13 protein-coding genes are annotated in these 15,612 nt (G+C 65.8%); 4 read left to right on the top strand and 9 right to left on the bottom strand.

Annotated features, from left to right (window positions below; translation table 11 throughout):
* Nucleotides 1-27: 27 nt before the first annotated feature.
* The 7 genes from ACSQ3M_RS20060 to ACSQ3M_RS20030 all read right to left on the bottom strand — a co-directional run bounded on the left by ACSQ3M_RS20060 (nucleotide 28) and on the right by ACSQ3M_RS20030 (nucleotide 9,246).
* Nucleotides 28-2,985, bottom strand: coding sequence for a 2-oxoglutarate dehydrogenase E1 component (locus ACSQ3M_RS20060; RefSeq protein WP_436151836.1), 2,958 nt, complete (start codon nucleotides 2,983-2,985; stop codon nucleotides 28-30).
* Between the two features lie 146 nt (nucleotides 2,986-3,131).
* A complete protein-coding gene (gene sucD / locus ACSQ3M_RS20055) occupies nucleotides 3,132-4,016 on the bottom strand; it encodes a succinate--CoA ligase subunit alpha (RefSeq protein ID WP_436151835.1) in 885 nt (294 codons plus the stop codon).
* 9 nt (nucleotides 4,017-4,025) lie between these two features.
* Entirely contained in the window at nucleotides 4,026-5,222 is a 1,197-nt protein-coding gene (sucC, locus tag ACSQ3M_RS20050; RefSeq protein ID WP_436151834.1) for an ADP-forming succinate--CoA ligase subunit beta, read from the bottom strand.
* Nucleotides 5,223-5,310: 88 nt separating this feature from the next.
* Nucleotides 5,311-6,273, bottom strand: a complete 963-nt coding sequence (gene mdh, locus ACSQ3M_RS20045) for a malate dehydrogenase (protein ID WP_436151833.1) — start codon at nucleotides 6,271-6,273, stop codon at nucleotides 5,311-5,313.
* A 245-nt stretch (nucleotides 6,274-6,518) separates the two neighbouring features.
* Nucleotides 6,519-7,121, bottom strand: coding sequence for a TetR/AcrR family transcriptional regulator (locus ACSQ3M_RS20040; protein WP_436151832.1), 603 nt, complete (start codon nucleotides 7,119-7,121; stop codon nucleotides 6,519-6,521).
* Between the two features lie 2 nt (nucleotides 7,122-7,123).
* Entirely contained in the window at nucleotides 7,124-8,302 is a 1,179-nt protein-coding gene (gene zapE / locus ACSQ3M_RS20035; RefSeq protein WP_436151831.1) for a cell division protein ZapE, read from the bottom strand.
* A gap of 80 nt (nucleotides 8,303-8,382) precedes the next feature.
* On the bottom strand, nucleotides 8,383-9,246 hold the full coding sequence (locus tag ACSQ3M_RS20030; protein WP_436151830.1) for a LysR family transcriptional regulator: 864 nt from the start codon (nucleotides 9,244-9,246) through the stop codon (nucleotides 8,383-8,385).
* A 97-nt stretch (nucleotides 9,247-9,343) separates the two neighbouring features.
* Between ACSQ3M_RS20030 and ACSQ3M_RS20025 the strand changes: the two genes are divergently transcribed.
* A complete protein-coding gene (locus tag ACSQ3M_RS20025; RefSeq protein WP_436151829.1) occupies nucleotides 9,344-9,940 on the top strand; it encodes a LysE family translocator in 597 nt (198 codons plus the stop codon).
* A gap of 160 nt (nucleotides 9,941-10,100) precedes the next feature.
* Nucleotides 10,101-10,718 carry an N-acetyltransferase family protein gene (locus tag ACSQ3M_RS20020; protein WP_436151828.1) on the top strand — a complete coding sequence of 206 codons (618 nt, stop codon included), beginning with the start codon at nucleotides 10,101-10,103 and terminating at the stop codon, nucleotides 10,716-10,718.
* 19 nt (nucleotides 10,719-10,737) lie between these two features.
* On the opposite strand, the gene ACSQ3M_RS20015 is transcribed toward ACSQ3M_RS20020, so the two are convergent.
* Nucleotides 10,738-11,463 (bottom strand): AprI/Inh family metalloprotease inhibitor, encoded by a 726-nt coding sequence (locus ACSQ3M_RS20015; RefSeq protein WP_436151827.1) that lies wholly within the window; start codon nucleotides 11,461-11,463, stop codon nucleotides 10,738-10,740.
* Nucleotides 11,464-11,630: 167 nt separating this feature from the next.
* On the opposite strand from ACSQ3M_RS20015, the gene ACSQ3M_RS20010 reads away from it, so the two are divergent.
* Complete coding sequence (locus ACSQ3M_RS20010; protein ID WP_436151826.1) at nucleotides 11,631-12,059, top strand: RidA family protein; 429 nt, start codon at nucleotides 11,631-11,633, stop codon at nucleotides 12,057-12,059.
* An 11-nt stretch (nucleotides 12,060-12,070) separates the two neighbouring features.
* On the opposite strand, the gene ACSQ3M_RS20005 is transcribed toward ACSQ3M_RS20010, so the two are convergent.
* Complete coding sequence (locus ACSQ3M_RS20005; RefSeq protein ID WP_436151825.1) at nucleotides 12,071-13,648, bottom strand: glucan biosynthesis protein; 1,578 nt, start codon at nucleotides 13,646-13,648, stop codon at nucleotides 12,071-12,073.
* 666 nt (nucleotides 13,649-14,314) lie between these two features.
* Here ACSQ3M_RS20005 and ACSQ3M_RS20000 point away from each other — a divergent pair.
* Nucleotides 14,315-15,460: a type III PLP-dependent enzyme gene (locus ACSQ3M_RS20000; protein ID WP_436151824.1), complete on the top strand. Its 1,146-nt coding sequence runs from the start codon at nucleotides 14,315-14,317 to the stop codon at nucleotides 15,458-15,460.
* The last annotated feature ends 152 nt before the right edge of the window (nucleotides 15,461-15,612 follow it).

The following is a 15,612-nucleotide window of genomic DNA, read 5'->3' as shown; positions in this document are numbered from 1 at the left end:
TTCTCGTGTCTTTAATCAGGCGAAGGATCAGACCGCGAAGGTCTCGTCCAGGAATGCGTTGAGCTGGGCGGTGTGCTTCGACATCAGGCCGGTGGCGGTCGCGGCCGAGGCCGGGCGGCCGACATAGCGCGGCCGCTTCGACTTCGAGCCGGCATGGCCCAGCACCCACTCCAGATAGGGCTCGACGAAGGTCCAGGAGCCCTGGTTCTTCGGCTCCTCCTGGCACCAGACGACGTCGGCGCTCTTGAAGCGCGCCAGCTCCTGCGCCAGCGACTTCAGCGGGAAGGGGTAGAGCTGCTCGACGCGCATCAGGTAGACATCGTCGATGCCGCGCTTCTCGCGCTCCTCCAGTAGGTCGAAATAGACCTTGCCCGAGCAGAGCACGACGCGGCGGATCTTCGAGTCCTTGACCAGCTTGGTGGTCGACTTGCCGCGCTCGGCATCGTCGTGCAGCACGCGATGGAAGGTCGAGCCCTCCGCCAGTTCCGACAGGTCGGAAACGCAGCGCTTGTGGCGCAGCAGCGACTTCGGCGTCATCAGGATCAGCGGCTTGCGGAAATCACGCTTCAGCTGCCGGCGCAGGATGTGGAAATAGCTCGCCGGGGTCGAGCAGTTCGCCACCTGCATATTGTCCTCGGCGCACATCTGCAGGAAGCGCTCAAGGCGGGCCGAGGAATGCTCCGGACCCTGGCCCTCATAGCCATGCGGCAGCAGGCAGACCAGGCCCGACATGCGCAGCCACTTGCGCTCGCCCGAGGAGATGAACTGGTCGAACACGACCTGCGCGCCATTGGCGAAGTCGCCGAACTGCGCCTCCCACATCGTCAGCGCGTTCGGCTCCGACAGGGTGTAGCCGTACTCGAAGCCGAGCACCGCCTCTTCCGAGAGCATCGAGTTGATGACCTCGTAGCGGGACTGACCCTCGCGGATATGGTTCAGCGAGGTATGGCGTGCCTCGGTCTCCTGCTCGATCAGCACCGAATGGCGTTGGCTGAAGGTGCCGCGCTCGCAATCCTGGCCGGAGAGGCGCACCGGATTGCCGTCGAGCAAGAGCGAGCCGAAGGCGAGCGCCTCCGCTGTCGCCCAGTCGATGCCCTGCCCGCTCTCGACCGCCTTGCGGCGGTTGTCGAGGAAGCGCTGGATCGTCTTGTGGACGTTGAAGCCCTCCGGCACCTCGGTGATCTTCTGCGTGATCTCCTTCAGCACCGCTTCCGGGACGCCGGTCGCGCCGCGGCGCGGATCGTCCTCGTCAGCGCGGATCGCCTTCATGCCGGCCCAGCGGCCGTCGAGCCAGTCGGCCTTGTTCGGCTTGAAGGCCTGGCCGGCGTCGAACTCGACCTCGAGCTTCTCCTTCCAGGCAGCACGCATCTGGTCGAGCTCGCCCGGCTGGATCACACCCTCGGCCTCGAGCTTGGTGCCGTAGAGCTCCAGCGTCGACTTGTGGCCACGGATCTTGCGGTACATCAGCGGCTGGGTGAAGCCGGGCTCGTCGCCTTCATTGTGGCCGAAGCGGCGATAGCAGAACATGTCGATCACGACCGGCTTGTGGAACTTCTGCCGGAACTCGATCGCGATCTTGGCGGCAAAGACGACCGCTTCGGGATCGTCGCCGTTCACATGGAAGACCGGGGCCTCGACCATCTTCGCCACGTCGGACGGATAGGGCGAGGAGCGCGAATAGCGCGGATAGGTGGTGAAGCCGATCTGGTTGTTGATGATGAAGTGCAGCGAGCCGCCGGTGCGGTGGCCCTTCAGCCCGGACAGGCCGAGGCATTCGGCCACCACGCCCTGGCCGGCGAAGGCGGCATCGCCATGGATCAGCAGCGGCAGCACCTTGGAGCGCTCGACGATGTCGCCGAACTGGTCCTGCTTGGCGCGGACCTTGCCGAGCACGACGGGGTCGACGATCTCGAGATGCGAGGGGTTGGCGGTCAGCGAGACGTGGACATTGTTGCCGTCGAACTCGCGGTCCGACGAGGCGCCGAGATGGTATTTGACGTCGCCAGAGCCCTCGACGTCGTCGGGGGCGAAGGAGCCACCCTTGAACTCGTGGAACAGGGCGCGGTGCGGCTTGCCCAGCACCTGCGTCAACACATTGAGGCGGCCGCGATGGGCCATGCCGAAGACGATGTCACGCACGCCGAGCGAGCCGCCGCGCTTGATGATCTGCTCCAGCGCCGGAACCAGCGACTCGCCGCCGTCGAGGCCGAAGCGCTTGGTGCCGGTGAACTTCAGGTCAAGGAACTTCTCGAAGCCTTCGGTCTCGATCAGCTTGTTCAGGATCGCCTTCTTGCCCTCGCGGGTGAAGGCGATTTCCTTGTCCGGCCCCTCGATCCGCTCCTGCAGCCAGGCCTTCTGCTCGGGGTCGGAGATGTGCATGAACTCGATGCCGATAGTCTGGCAGTAGGTCCGCTGCAGGATCGCCGTCATCTCGCGGATGGTGGCGAACTCCAGGCCGAGCACGTTGTCGATGAAGATCTTGCGGTCGAGATCGGCTTCAGAGAAGCCGAAAGCCGCCGGAGACAGCTCCTCCGGATCCTTCTGGCCCTCGATGCCGAGCGGATCGAGCTGGGCATGGAGATGGCCGCGCATGCGATAGGCGCGGATCAGCATGATCGCGCGCACCGAGTCGCGCGTCGCCTGCTGGACATCGGCAGCCGACAGGGTCGCGCCGGCAGCCTTGGCCTTGGCGCCTAGCTTCTCGCCGACCGCCTTCTCGACTGCAGCCCAGTTGCCGTCCAGCGCCGAGACCAGCTCGCCGCTGGCGGGGATCGGCCAGTTCGGCCGCTTCCAGGACGCGCCCTTGGCATTGTCGACGACCGACTGCTTGTCGTCGTTCAGACCGGCGAAGAAACCCTGCCACTCCGGATCGACCGACTTCGGATCGGCCTGATAGCGGGCGTAGAGGTCCTCGATATAGGCCGCGTTGCCGCCATAGAGGAACCCGGTCTGTGCGAGAGCCTCGTTGATGTCCTGGCGAGCCATGGTCGTCCTGCCTTCCTCATCCCGTCATCCCGGGGCCGGCGCTGCCGGAGCCCGAAATCCATAACCGCGACAGCCCCTTGCTGCCGCGACTTGCATTCATGGGTTCCAGGACGCGCCCGCGGCGCATCCTGGAATGACCCTGAACCTCAGCCCTTCAACACCTCGACCAAGGTCTTTCCGAGGCGAGCCGGCGAGGGCGAGACCCGGATGCCGGCGGCTTCCATCGCCGCGATCTTGTCTTCCGCGCCGCCCTTGCCGCCGGAGATGATCGCGCCCGCATGACCCATGCGGCGACCGGGAGGCGCCGTGCGGCCGGCGATGAAGCCGACCATCGGCTTCTTGCGGCCACGCTTGGCTTCGTCCTTGATGAACTGAGCCGCTTCCTCTTCGGCCGAACCGCCGATCTCGCCGATCATCACGATCGACGTGGTCTTCTCGTCGGCGAGGAACATCTCGAGCATGTCGATGAACTCGGTGCCCTTGACCGGGTCGCCGCCGATGCCGACGGCCGTGGTCTGGCCGAGGCCTTCGTTCGTGGTCTGGAACACCGCCTCATAGGTCAGCGTGCCGGAGCGCGAGACGATGCCGACCGAGCCTGGCTTGAAGATGTTAGCCGGCATGATGCCGATCTTCGACTCGCCAGCGGTGACGACGCCCGGGCAGTTCGGCCCGATCAGCCGCGACTTCGAGCCGGAGAGCGAGCGCTTGACCCTGACCATGTCGAGCACCGGAATGCCCTCGGTGATGCAGATGATCAGCGGAATCTCGGCGTCGATCGCCTCGCAGATCGCGTCGGCCGCACCCGGCGGCGGCACGTAGACCACCGAGGCGGTCGCCCCGGTCTTCTCACGCGCCTCGGCGACGGTGTCGAAGACCGGCAGGCCGAGATGCAGCGCTCCGCCCTTCCCCGGCGAGGTGCCGCCGACCATCAGCGTGCCATAGGCGATCGCCTGCTCCGAGTGGAAGGTGCCGTTCTTGCCGGTGAAGCCCTGGCAGATGACCTTGGTGTTCTTGTCGATCAGGATGGACATCGGTTTACCTCAAGCCTTCTTGATCGCAGCGACGATCTTCTGAGCCGCGTCGTCGAGATCATCCGCCGGGATGACGTTCAGGCCCGAGGTCCGGATGATCTCCTTGCCCTCCTCGACATTGGTGCCTTCGAGGCGCACCACCAGCGGCACTTCGAGTCCAACCGTCTTCACGGCCGCGATCACGCCGCGAGCGATGACGTCGCACTTCATGATGCCGCCGAAGATGTTGACCAGGATGCCCTTCACCTTCGGGTCGGCGGTGATGATCTTGAAGGCCGCGGTAACCTTCTCCTCGGAGGCGCCGCCGCCGACGTCGAGGAAGTTCGCCGGGCTTTCGCCGTAGAGCTGGATGATGTCGAGCGTCGCCATGGCAAGGCCGGCGCCGTTGACCATGCAGCCGATAGTGCCGTCGAGCGCGATATAAGCGAGGTCGTATTTCGACGCCTCGATCTCCTTGGCGTCCTCCTCGGTCTCGTCACGCAGCTCCATCAGCTCGGGATGGCGGTAGAGCGAGTTCGAATCGAACGAGACCTTGGCGTCGAGGCACTTGACCTGGCCCTGCGTCGTCACGATCAGCGGGTTGATCTCGAGCATCGCCATGTCCTTGCCGACGAAGGCGGCATAGACTTGGCCAAGCACTGTTGCGGCCTGCTTGGCCTGCTCACCGCCGAGGCCGAGCGCCTTGGCGACGGTGCGGCCGTGGTGCGGCATGATGCCGGTAGCCGGATCGACGGAGAAGGTCAGGATCTTCTCCGGCGTGTCATGGGCCACCTTCTCGATGTCCATGCCGCCCTCGGTCGAAACCACGAAGGCGACGCGCGAGGTCTCACGGTCGACCAGCGCCGAGAGGTAGAACTCCTTGGCGATGTCCGAACCGTCCTCGATGTAGAGGCGGTTGACCTGCTTGCCGGCCGGGCCGGTCTGCGCCGTCACCAGCGTGTTGCCGAGCATCTCCTTGGCGTGGCTTTCGACCTCATCGATCGACTTGGCCAGCCGCACGCCGCCCTTGGCATCGGCCGGCAGTTCCTTGAACTTGCCCTTGCCGCGGCCGCCGGCATGGATCTGGCTCTTCACCACATAGAGCGGTCCGGGCAGCTTCTTGGCCGCCTCGACGGCCTCCGCCACCGATAGCGCCGGGAAGCCGGCGGAGACGGGGGCGCCGTACTCCTTGAGAACCGCCTTGCCCTGATATTCGTGGATGTTCATGCCTGATGTCCTGTGCCGGAAAAGGGAGAGGCGGCGGCGTGACGGCTGGCTGCGTCGCAGCCACGCGGCATCACGCCACCGATCTGTCTCACGCCAATGACGCGTCGACCGTCTTGCAGGCGTCGATCAAGCTCTGGACCGAGGCGACCGACTTAGCGAGCATCTCCTTCTCGGCGCCATTGAGGCGGATCTTGACGACGCGCTCGATGCCCTTGGCGCCGATCACGACCGGCACGCCGACGAACATGTCCTTGACGCCGTACTGGCCCCTGAGCGCCGCAGCCGCCGGCAGCACGCGCTTCTGGTCCTTGAGATAGCTCTCGGCCATCGCGATCGCGGAGGCCGCCGGGGCGTAGAAGGCCGAGCCGGTCTTGAGCAGGTTGACGATCTCGCCGCCGCCCTTGCGGGTCCGCTCGACGATGGCGTCGAGGCGCTCCTGCGTCGTCCACTTCATCTTGACGAGGTCGGGCAGCGGGATACCGGCGACGCCGGAATAGCGGACCAGCGGCACCATGTCGTCGCCATGGCCGCCGAGCACGAAGGCCGAGACGTCCTTGACCGAGACCTTGAACTCGTCGGCGAGGAAGTGGCGGAAGCGGGCGGAGTCGAGCACGCCGGCCATGCCGCAGATCATGTTGGGCTTCAGGCCCGAGAACTTCTGCAGCGCCCAGACCATCGCGTCGAGCGGATTGGTGATGCAGATCACGAAGGCCTTGGGAGCGTAGGTCTTGATGCCCTCACCGACCGACTTCATCACCTTGAGGTTGATGCCGATCAGGTCGTCGCGGCTCATGCCGGGCTTGCGCGGCACGCCAGCGGTGACGATCACCACATCGGCGCCCTTGATGTCCTCATAGGACTGCGTGCCCTTGTAGCCAGCGTCGAAGCCGTCGACCGGGGCGGACTCGGCGATGTCGAGGCCTTTGCCTTGAGGGATGCCCTCGGCGATGTCGAACAGGACGACGTCGCCCAGTTCCTTGAGACCGGCGAGGTGAGCGAGCGTGCCGCCGATCTGTCCGGCGCCGATGAGGGCGATCTTCTTGCGGGCCATTGCCGAATCCTTGTTGTTGGATGCGAGAGCAGTTGAAGCCAAAAAGCCGACGGTTCTTTGACGCAAGCCGCCGCCGGGCTCAACCCTGTGCGAGATCGGACATTGGAACTGCCCCAAATCGCGAATTCGGCATCATAATCACGGAAAATCCAGAAAAACCAAGCCGTTAGAAGCTAACCGCCAAAATCGGATCGTCAACCTGCATCGCAAACAGGCAGTTACATTTTACAAAATCTGTCATTTTCTTAGATGACACCCGTCGCGAGCGTCCGCAGCGCCACCCTGATCAGCGTCGCAAGCCTGGCATCGACCGATGCCTGCGGCACATCCGCCTCGAGTTCCAGCGCCGCAGGATGGATGAAACGGTGTGTGGCGTCGATCACGAAGGCAATAGCGCGGTCGCGGTCGCGCGGCTCGAAGGCTCCGGTCGCGATGCCATCGTCGATCACGCGCTCGAACAGGGCGCGCACCCGGGTGCGGTTGCGCCGGCTGATCGCGTGGCGCTTCGCCACCGCCTGCGACAATGCCGCGAACAGATGCGGCTCCTCATGCAGCAGGTCGCGATTCGCCTTGGCGAGCGCCAGGATCAAGCGTTCGAGCTTGTCCTCGGCCGGGTCGGGCCCGTCGGCAATGTCGGCGAGCGAGCGCTCGGTCGCCTTCAGCCAGACATCGACCACCGCATCGATCAGCGCCGTGCGCGAGGGGAAGTAGCGGTAGACATTGGCATGCGTCATGCCGGCCTCTTCCGCCACCGCGACGACGGTGAAACGGCGCAGGCCGTGCTGGCGCAGGTGCTCGCCGGCGACCGAGAGGATACGCATCTCGCTCGGCTCGCGCTGCGTGGCCACGGTCAGGTCTCCACCAACCCGGTCGTATCGCCGCTCGCAGCCGAATCGGCCCGTCCATGCGGCAAAGCGAGATATTCTTCCGAGCGCATTTCGATCAGGCGCGACACCGTCCGGTCGAACTCGAAGGCCTCGCGGCCGGACTGCGCGACATAGAGGCCGGTCGGCTCCGCTGCGGCCGAGGCGACGAGTTTCACATGGCCCTCGTAGAGCGTGTCGATCAGGATGATGAAGCGCTTGGCCTCATTGCGCCGTTCGATGTCCATGATCGGGATCCCGTCGAGGATCAGCGTATGGAAGCGCTGGGCGAGCGCAAGGTAGTCCGAGGCGCCATAGGCCTGGGCGCAGAGATCGGCAAAGCTCGCCCGCGCAACCGCGCCCGCCGCCTGCGGCAGCTTCAGGTCGTGCCCCTTGATCGAGATCGTCACCGGCGCGCCCTGCGCCACGCCGGTGAGCTGGCTGAAGGCCTTGTCGAGCGCGGCCCGCGCCTTGTCGTCGGCGGGCACGTGATAGGTCGGAGCGCCACCGAGCTTCTCCAGCCGGAAATCGGTACGCGCCTCCAGCTTGATGACGTCGACCTTGCTGGCGAGCAATTCAATGAAGGGCAGGAAGAGTGCGCGATTGAGTCCCCCTTCATAGAGGCGTGAGGGCTCGACGTTCGAGGTCGCGACTACGATCACGCCGGCAGCGAACAGCGCCGTGAATAGCCGCCCCAGGATCATCGCATCGGCGATGTCGGTGACGGTGAACTCGTCGAAGCAGAGCAGGCTCGCCTCTTCCGCCAGCTCGGCCGCCACCGGGCCGATCGGATCGGGGTCCTTGACCGCCCCGGCCTTGAGCGCCTGGCGATAGGCGTGGATGCGCTCGTGCACATCGGCCATGAACGCGTGGAAGTGCACTCGGCGGCGTGCCGCGACCGGGACCGTCTCGTAGAACAGGTCCATCAGCATGGTCTTGCCGCGGCCGACCGAGCCCCAGATGTAGAGGCCCTTGACCCCGTCCAATGCCGGCTGCTTGCGGCCGAACAGCCAGCCGAGCGCGCTGCTCTTCTTCGCCAGCTTGCGGCTGGCAAGCGTCTCGGACAGCGCCTGCAACCGCCTGACGACGGCGATCTGCGCCGGATCGCGCTCGATCGCGCCCGAGGCGACCAGGGCGTCATAACGTTCGGGAAGCGTAGCGGACATGGCCTTGAGGCAGGATGAGACGTCGCCTCCCGGGTTACGGCAGGGCGGGCTGGCCCGCAACCCTCGGCGAGGCAGGAAGTCTATGCGGCCTGGCGCGGACGCAACCAGCCGGCGCGCAGATGACGGGCGAGCTCGCGCGCTGCCTCAGAAGGCTGCGAGCGCGATAGATGCAGCGTGATCGCGAAGGGCGGCAGCTCGGGCAATCCTTCGCCGACCCCGAGAATGTCGAGATCGGGCGGAACCGTGCAGGCGAGCCAGGCGGTAACGGCAAGGTCGGTCCTGACTGTCGCCGTGGTCGCATCGATATTGCCGTTCTCGAACACGCTGCGCCAGCCGCGCCCTTGCGCGTCGAGCGCTTCGGTCACCGCTGGCCGAAAGGCGCAGCTATCGGCGACCAGCGACAGCGGCAAAGGCTGCTTCAGATGGGCATTGCCGGCCCTGGCGCCGACCCAGACCAATCGTTCGATGCCGAGGCATTCCCCGCCCGCGGTGGCGAGCGGCTCCTCGACCAGGGCAAGATCGACCTCGCCCTTGCCGAGCGCCTCCAGCAATTGCGGCGAGGAGGCGCAGACCAGCGAAATCTCGACCAGCGGGCTCGCTTCGGCAAAGCCCTTCAGAATCGGAGCGAGGGAGGTGCCGACGAGATCATAGGGAACGCCGAGCCGCACCTTGCCACCGAAACTGGTGGTCATCTCGGACCAGATCTCGTCGTTGAGCCCAATGAGCCGGCGCGCCTTGGCGAGCAGGCGCTCGCCAGCGGCCGTCAGCTTCAACCCGCGCCGCTCACGCAGGAACAGGACCTGCCCGAGGCGTCGCTCCAACCGCATGATCTGCTGGCTGACGGCGCTTTGCGTCAGATGCAGCGCATTGCCTGCGACCGTCATGCTGCCATGGTCGGCGACGGCGACGAAGGCCCGGATCAGCTCGAGGTCGAGATTGCGCATGGCCAGCATTATGAGCCGTAATGCCAGGTCGCTTCAATATTCGTTTTCATGATCCAATTGGGAGACTTAAATCCCGTGGCTCCGCCTGGAGCTACCCATGTCGCCGGAATCGATCCTGCCCCTCATCGCCTTCGCCGCGGTCTCGACGGTGACGCCGGGCGCCACCACCACGCTCGCAACTGCCTCCGGCGCGCATTTCGGCTTTCGCCGCTCCCTGCCCTTCATGATCGGCGTCGCCATCGGCCTCGCAGCGATGGCGATCGCCGCTGCCGCCGGGCTCGCCGGTCTGCTGCTGGCGATGCCCTCCCTCGAATTCGCGATGAAGCTCGCCGGTTCGGTCTATCTGCTCTGGCTCGCCGTCAAGATCGCCCGCAGCGGCCCGCCGCATCTGGATCGCGGCATCGCACGACCGACGAGCTTTCTCGGCGCGCTCTGGATCCAGCTGCAGAATCCCAAGGGCTGGGCGATGACGCTCGGCGCCGCCGCGTCTTTTGCCGGGCTCGCCCGCAGCGCAGCCGAACTCGCAGCCCTGCTCGGTACCGTCTTCGGCATCCTCGCGCTTTTGTCGTTGATGCTCTGGTGTGTCGCCGGCCTGCTGCTGGCGCGGCTGCTGCGGCACGCCTGGCAGTGGCGCGTCCTGAACGTCGCGCTCGCACTGGCATTGGCCGCGTCGATCGCCACGATGTGGCGTTAGCGCACGGCCTTGACCATTTCCGCCGTTTTTACAGTCATTTAGCCGTAAATTGCCGCAATCACGCCTCTTGTATTCCCTGATCGGAGGCTCATCTTCGTCTCCGAGTTAGGGAAGATTCGCCTCCTTGGGCAGCGCATTTGCGCTTTCACAGGAGTTGCAATTGAATCGTTCGATCAAAGCTGGCGCCAAGGCCAGACACGGCGAGGTCAGGCGTCTCTGGCCTGCCGAGCGTGATCTCTTCACTGCCCATCTCCTTCGCCTCGACGCCGCAACGCGGCGCGAGCGCTTCGGGACGGCGGTCACAGATGAGTTTCTGCGTGCTTACGCCGAGACCACCTTCGGCGTCGGCGGGCTTGTCTATGCCTATATCGAGGCGGGCGAGGTCCGTGGCGCCGCCGAATTGCGCGGACTCGAGGAGATCGTCATCCAGACCGGCGAAGCCGCCTTCAGCGTCGAGCGCGACTGGCGCCGGCGCGGCATCGGCGAGGCACTGTTCGGCCGCCTGATCACCGCATCGCGCAATCGCAACATCCGCACGCTCTACATGACCTGCCTGCCGGAGAATGCCGCGATGCGGAACCTCGCTCGCAAGTTCGAAGCCGAGATGGTCGGCGGCTACAACGACATCGAGGGCCGGATCGCCACCGGCGCGGCGACGCCGTTCACGCTGCTCGACGAGGCGATGGACAACGCCCGCAGCTTCGCGACCCTGTCGCTCTCGCTGCAGCGCAAGTTCTGGCCGCAGACCCTGTTCGGCCGGACAGCCTCGCGGCACTGACCGAAAACGGGCGCCGCGTTCAGCGGTTGAGCGAGAGCGCGGCGCCCGATTTCGTGATCGCTCCATTCATCGCGCCGGCACTGCCGACGCGCAGACGGGCGACCACCGTGCCGCCGCGCTGGTAGAGATAGACCTCGCCGTCGCGATAATCCCAGGCGTTGACCTGCTGCAGATCGCGATTGCTGCAGCCCGTGGTGCTAGCACGGTAAATTTCGAGCGAAGACGTGCTCGACAGCTGCATCTTGCAGGAGCCGCCGGTCGCCTCCTGCGCCGTCCAGCTGCCGACGACACTATTCGCCGAGGAGACCGTACCGGCGCGAGTCGAGGCGCCACTTTGTGCTCCACCCGGATTGGCGTTGGCGATCTGGTTGCTCGGCGGGGCCGGATCGAGCGGACGCTGCGTTGGCGGCTGCTGGCCCGGCTGCGCCGCCTGCGGATCGAAGAACGGATCGTTCTGGGGCGGCATGCCGCCCGGCCCCGGCGCGGGACCACCGGCCGGATAACCGCCCGATTGTGGCGGTGCGCTCGGGTAGCCCCCCGGCGGCGGCAGCGGCTCGGACGTGATCGGGGCCGACTGGATCGGCGGCGCCGACTGAATGGGCTCGCCATAAACCGGCGCGCGGGCGACGGCTTGGCCCGAACCCGAGCCGTATCCGCCGAAGCGCTGCGACCCGGCGCAGGCGGTCAGCAGCACGAGAGGCAGCAGGCTCGCGGCCCGCAGCAGCGCAGAAATCCTCAAGCTCATCCCCGTCATTTCGATAGCCCGGCCATCCGGAGCACTGTGAAACCTGGCGCCTGAACGTGACATGAGCGCGTTCAAGGCTGCAAAAAGGGCGCCGGTCAAGTCTCAACATGGTTTTGCAGCTTGCAGCCGGCATGGCAGAACGATGCTCCCGCCATCCGGACCGACCGATGAAGCCGCTCAATCCCGCTACGATCCGCGCCCCTTTTGCTCGCTACAGCCATGGCGCCGAGCTTCCGGCCGGCCAGCGGCTGGTCTTCTGCTCTGGTCAGCTCGGCATCGCCGCTGACGGCACGATTCCCGAGGGCGCGAGAGAGCAGGCCGATCTCTGCTTCGCCAACATCGCCGCGATCCTGGACGAAGCGGGGATGACGCTGAAGGACGTCGTCCGCGTCAATGCCTATGTCACCGACCGCGCCCATATGAAGGGCTATATGGAATCGCGCGATGCCCATGTCGGCACCCCGCCGCCGGCCTCGACCCTGATGATCGTCTCCGGCTTCACCCTGCCGGAGTTCAAGGTCGAGATCGAAGTCGTCGCTGCGGCGCCGGAGAAGCGCCGGAAGGCGGCGCGCAGCACGAGCGCGCCGCAGTTCTGAAGTCCGCGGCCTCAGCCCGCGTCGGGCGCCCGCCAGGGATAGCTCCAGGTCTCGGTCAGGGTCTTGCTGCCGCTCTTCAGGAAGGCGCGCATCTCGGCGAGCTGGCCCGGCTCGACCACGATGTCGATGAAGGCGCGGAAGCCGTCCGTCTTCGGATTCGGCACTAGGAAGGCCCGGTTGATCCGGCCATAGGCGATCGAAGGCACGATCTCGACCTTTTCAGGCTGCTTCAGATAGTAGCCGAGATCGCCGCCGGAGAAATCGACGATGAAACGGCGGGCGTTCTCCGTCACCGGTTCGCCCGAGCCGAGCGCCTTGGGCTTGGCCTGATAGGTGTTGATCGCCCGCCCGCCAGGATGCAGGTCGTTGGAATCGACCATGGCCGTCAGCTTGTAGCCGAAACGGAATTCGCGGCCGGGCTCGAGCGGCGTCTTCGGTGCCCAGAGCGCGACGATATTGTCGTTGGTCTCGTCGGTGGTCGGCAATTCGATCAGCTCGACCACGCCCTCCCCCCAATCGCCCTGCGGCTCGATCCAGTAGGAAGGTCGCAATTCATAGGCGAGGTCGAGGTCCTGATAGTGCTCGAAGGCGCGGTCGCGCTGCATCAGGCCGAAGCCGCGGATATTGCGCTCGACAAAGGAGGAGGCCGCCGCGACGCGGGCATTGCGCAGCGGCCGCCAGATCCACTCACCGGTGCCGGAATGGATCAGCAGCCCGTCGGAATCGTGCAGTTCGGTGCGGAAATCATCGTGGAAGCGGCGATCATTCTCGCCGGTGAAGAACATCGAGGTCAGGGGCGCCAGCCCAAGCTTGTCGATCGGCTTGCGCGGGAACAACGCCGCGCCGACATCGACCACGCTGTCGCCGTCCGGATAGACATGAAAGCGATAGGCGCCCGCGACCGAAGGTGAATCGAGCAGCGCATAGACCGTGACGCGCTCGGCGTCGGCCGTCGGCGTCTCGACCCAGAACTCGCGGAAGATCGGAAACTCCTCGCCCCCCGGCACTCCCGCGCCGATTGCTAGGCCGCGCGCCGAGAGGCCGTAGCGCTGCCCACGCCCGAGCACGCGGAAATAGCTCGCCCCGATGAAGGAGATCAGCTCGTCGAAAACGCGCGGGTCATTGAGCGGGTAATGCAGGCGGAAACCGGCAAAGCCGAGATTGACCGGCAGCGGCTTGTCGAACTTGGTCCGCCCGTAGTCGAAGAGATTGGCGGCGTAGGGCACCGGCATCGGCACGCCGTCGCGGATCACGTTCACCGTCACCGGCCGCGTGAACAGGAAGCCGGGATGGAACATCTGCATGCGGAAACCGGAATTCGACTGGGCGAGCAGGGCCCGCTCCGGCCGAAAGCGGATTTCGCGCCAGGCATCGAAATCGAGCCGCGTCAGCACCTCCGGCAGCGCCGGCCCGGCCTCATAGGGCACAGCGGCGATCTCGCGGGCCCGGCGCGCCACCTCCTCGAACCCGAAACGCGGCTGCGGCGGGGCCTGATCCGGCTGCTGCGCCAGCAAAGCCTGCGGCGCGGCGGTGGCGCACAATGCCGCGCTCAGCCCGGCCAGAACCCGGCGGCGATCGGTAACCGTCATGATCGAAGCTTGCCCCATCGATATAGGCGCGCGAAGGCGCGCTGCGCCAACGACTTAGGCGATGAAATGGGGCCGGTCTAGGGCGCAGTCGCGGTCCGCATGGGCCAGCGTTAAGGGGGCGTTGGAGCAGCGTCCGGCCGCTATCGTCCCGTCCTGTAAAAAATCCGGTCCCGGCCGTCAGAAAAAACTTGAAGCCGGGGTCCCCTATCCGTATATGCAGCTCACCCAATTCGCACGTGCCTGTGGCCGCGTGTCAGTCGGTGGGCATCCGGACAAGAGGCCGGACAGCCGCCAGGGATGGGAAACGGATGGAGGGGGATGGATATCCCCTCAAATCACGCTCCCGGCTCTCGCAAGAGGGCCGCTCCCGAACAGCGACTGGCAGCCGGAGGCGAAACCGGCGAACCCCGAATCTCCACGGGGGACGTAGCTTAAAGCAACGACGGAGCGGGCTTTTTTGGTCTCGTTGGTCCTCCAAAGGCCAACACCGAAGAGGCTTGTCCTTCATTGCCGGGCGTGCGGGGTTAATCTCCCAATCGACGGTGTTTCGGGTCCGGACGTCTCGTCCGCAGTCCTAAGGCGTCTCCACAGCGCCTCGGGTCGCGGTCGTTTCAACCGGCTACACGTCGTATCGGCGCCGCTTGCGCCGAAGAGGAGCAGCGTCTCATGACCGAGCGCATCCGTGAATTTCTGCGTGACCGCCGCGAGGATGGTCCCTGCGTCGTGATCGACCTCGACGTCGTGCGCGAGAATTATGTCGCCTTCTCCCGGGCGCTGCCGGACACCCGCGTCTTCTACGCGGTCAAGGCGAACCCGGCGCCGGAAGTGCTGCGCCTGCTGGCCAAGCTCGGCTCCTGCTTCGATTGCGCCTCGGTCGTCGAGATCGAGCTCGCACTCGCGGCCGGTGCGACGGCCGACCGCATCTCCTTCGGCAACACCATTAAGAAGGAGCGCGACGTCGCTCGCGCCATGGAGCTCGGCGTGCGCCTCTTCGCCGTCGACTGCACGGCCGAAGTCGACAAGATCGCCCGTGCCGCCAAGCTCACCGGCGCGCAGGATGCCCGCATCTTCTGCCGCATCCTCTGCGACGGCGCCGGCGCCGACTGGCCGCTCTCGCGCAAGTTCGGCTGCGTGCCCGAAATGGCTGCGGACGTGCTTGAGCATGGCCATCGCCTCGGCCTCCAGGCCTATGGCATCTCGTTCCATGTCGGCTCGCAGCAGGCGAACGTGAACGCCTGGGATTCGGCCCTGGCCTCGGCCTCGGCCGTGTTCAAGGAGTGCGCCACCCGCGGTCTCTCGCTGTCGATGGTCAATCTCGGCGGCGGTTTCCCGGCGCGCTATCTGCGGCCGATTCCGGGCGTCCCGGCCTATGGCGATGCGATCTTCCAGGCGCTGTCGAAGCATTTCGGCAACCGCCTGCCTGAGACCATCATCGAGCCGGGTCGCGGCATGGTCGGCGAAGCCGGCCTGATCGAGGCCGAGGTCGTGCTGATCTCGAAGAAGAGCGAGGACGATCAGGTTCGCTGGGTCTATCTCGACATCGGCAAGTTCAACGGACTGGCCGAGACGATGGACGAGGCGATCCGCTACCCGATCCGCACGGAGCGTGACGGCGACGCCACGGTGCCTTGCGTGCTGGCCGGCCCGACCTGCGATTCGGTCGACGTCATGTACGAGAAGACTCCGTACATGCTGCCGTTCAGCCTTGAGATCGGCGACAAAGTCCTGATCGAGGGTACCGGCGCCTATACGACGACCTATTCGGCCGTCGCCTTCAATGGCTTCCCGCCGCTGAAGCAGTACGTCATCTGACGAATAGGGGCTGGTTCGCCAGCCCCTGACCAATCGGGTCCGGCGAAGCGCCCTGCCACCCTATCGGCAGGCTGCCCGGGGAACCGGGCGGAGCGTCCGCGTCTCCAAGAATGGAGCGCGGGCGTGGCTCCCGCCGGACCCAATCTCCCTCA

Source organism: Allobosea sp. LjRoot90, from assembly GCF_964254315.1.
GTDB lineage: Bacteria > Pseudomonadota > Alphaproteobacteria > Rhizobiales > Beijerinckiaceae > Allobosea.
Note: the sequence above shows the minus strand (reverse complement) of the source record. Positions and strands in the feature narration are given on the sequence as shown.

Coding starts and splice junctions, on each gene's coding strand:
- ACSQ3M_RS20000 (WP_436151824.1), top strand. CDS start 14,315: ATGACCGAGCGCATCCGTGAATTTCTGCGTGACCGCCGCGAGGATGGT.
- ACSQ3M_RS20060 (WP_436151836.1), bottom strand. CDS start 2,985: ATGGCTCGCCAGGACATCAACGAGGCTCTCGCACAGACCGGGTTCCTC.
- sucC (WP_436151834.1), bottom strand. CDS start 5,222: ATGAACATCCACGAATATCAGGGCAAGGCGGTTCTCAAGGAGTACGGC.
- mdh (WP_436151833.1), bottom strand. CDS start 6,273: ATGGCCCGCAAGAAGATCGCCCTCATCGGCGCCGGACAGATCGGCGGC.
- ACSQ3M_RS20010 (WP_436151826.1), top strand. CDS start 11,631: ATGAAGCCGCTCAATCCCGCTACGATCCGCGCCCCTTTTGCTCGCTAC.
- ACSQ3M_RS20015 (WP_436151827.1), bottom strand. CDS start 11,463: ATGAGCTTGAGGATTTCTGCGCTGCTGCGGGCCGCGAGCCTGCTGCCT.
- zapE (WP_436151831.1), bottom strand. CDS start 8,302: ATGTCCGCTACGCTTCCCGAACGTTATGACGCCCTGGTCGCCTCGGGC.
- ACSQ3M_RS20025 (WP_436151829.1), top strand. CDS start 9,344: ATGTCGCCGGAATCGATCCTGCCCCTCATCGCCTTCGCCGCGGTCTCG.
- ACSQ3M_RS20005 (WP_436151825.1), bottom strand. CDS start 13,648: ATGACGGTTACCGATCGCCGCCGGGTTCTGGCCGGGCTGAGCGCGGCA.
- ACSQ3M_RS20030 (WP_436151830.1), bottom strand. CDS start 9,246: ATGCGCAATCTCGACCTCGAGCTGATCCGGGCCTTCGTCGCCGTCGCC.
- sucD (WP_436151835.1), bottom strand. CDS start 4,016: ATGTCCATCCTGATCGACAAGAACACCAAGGTCATCTGCCAGGGCTTC.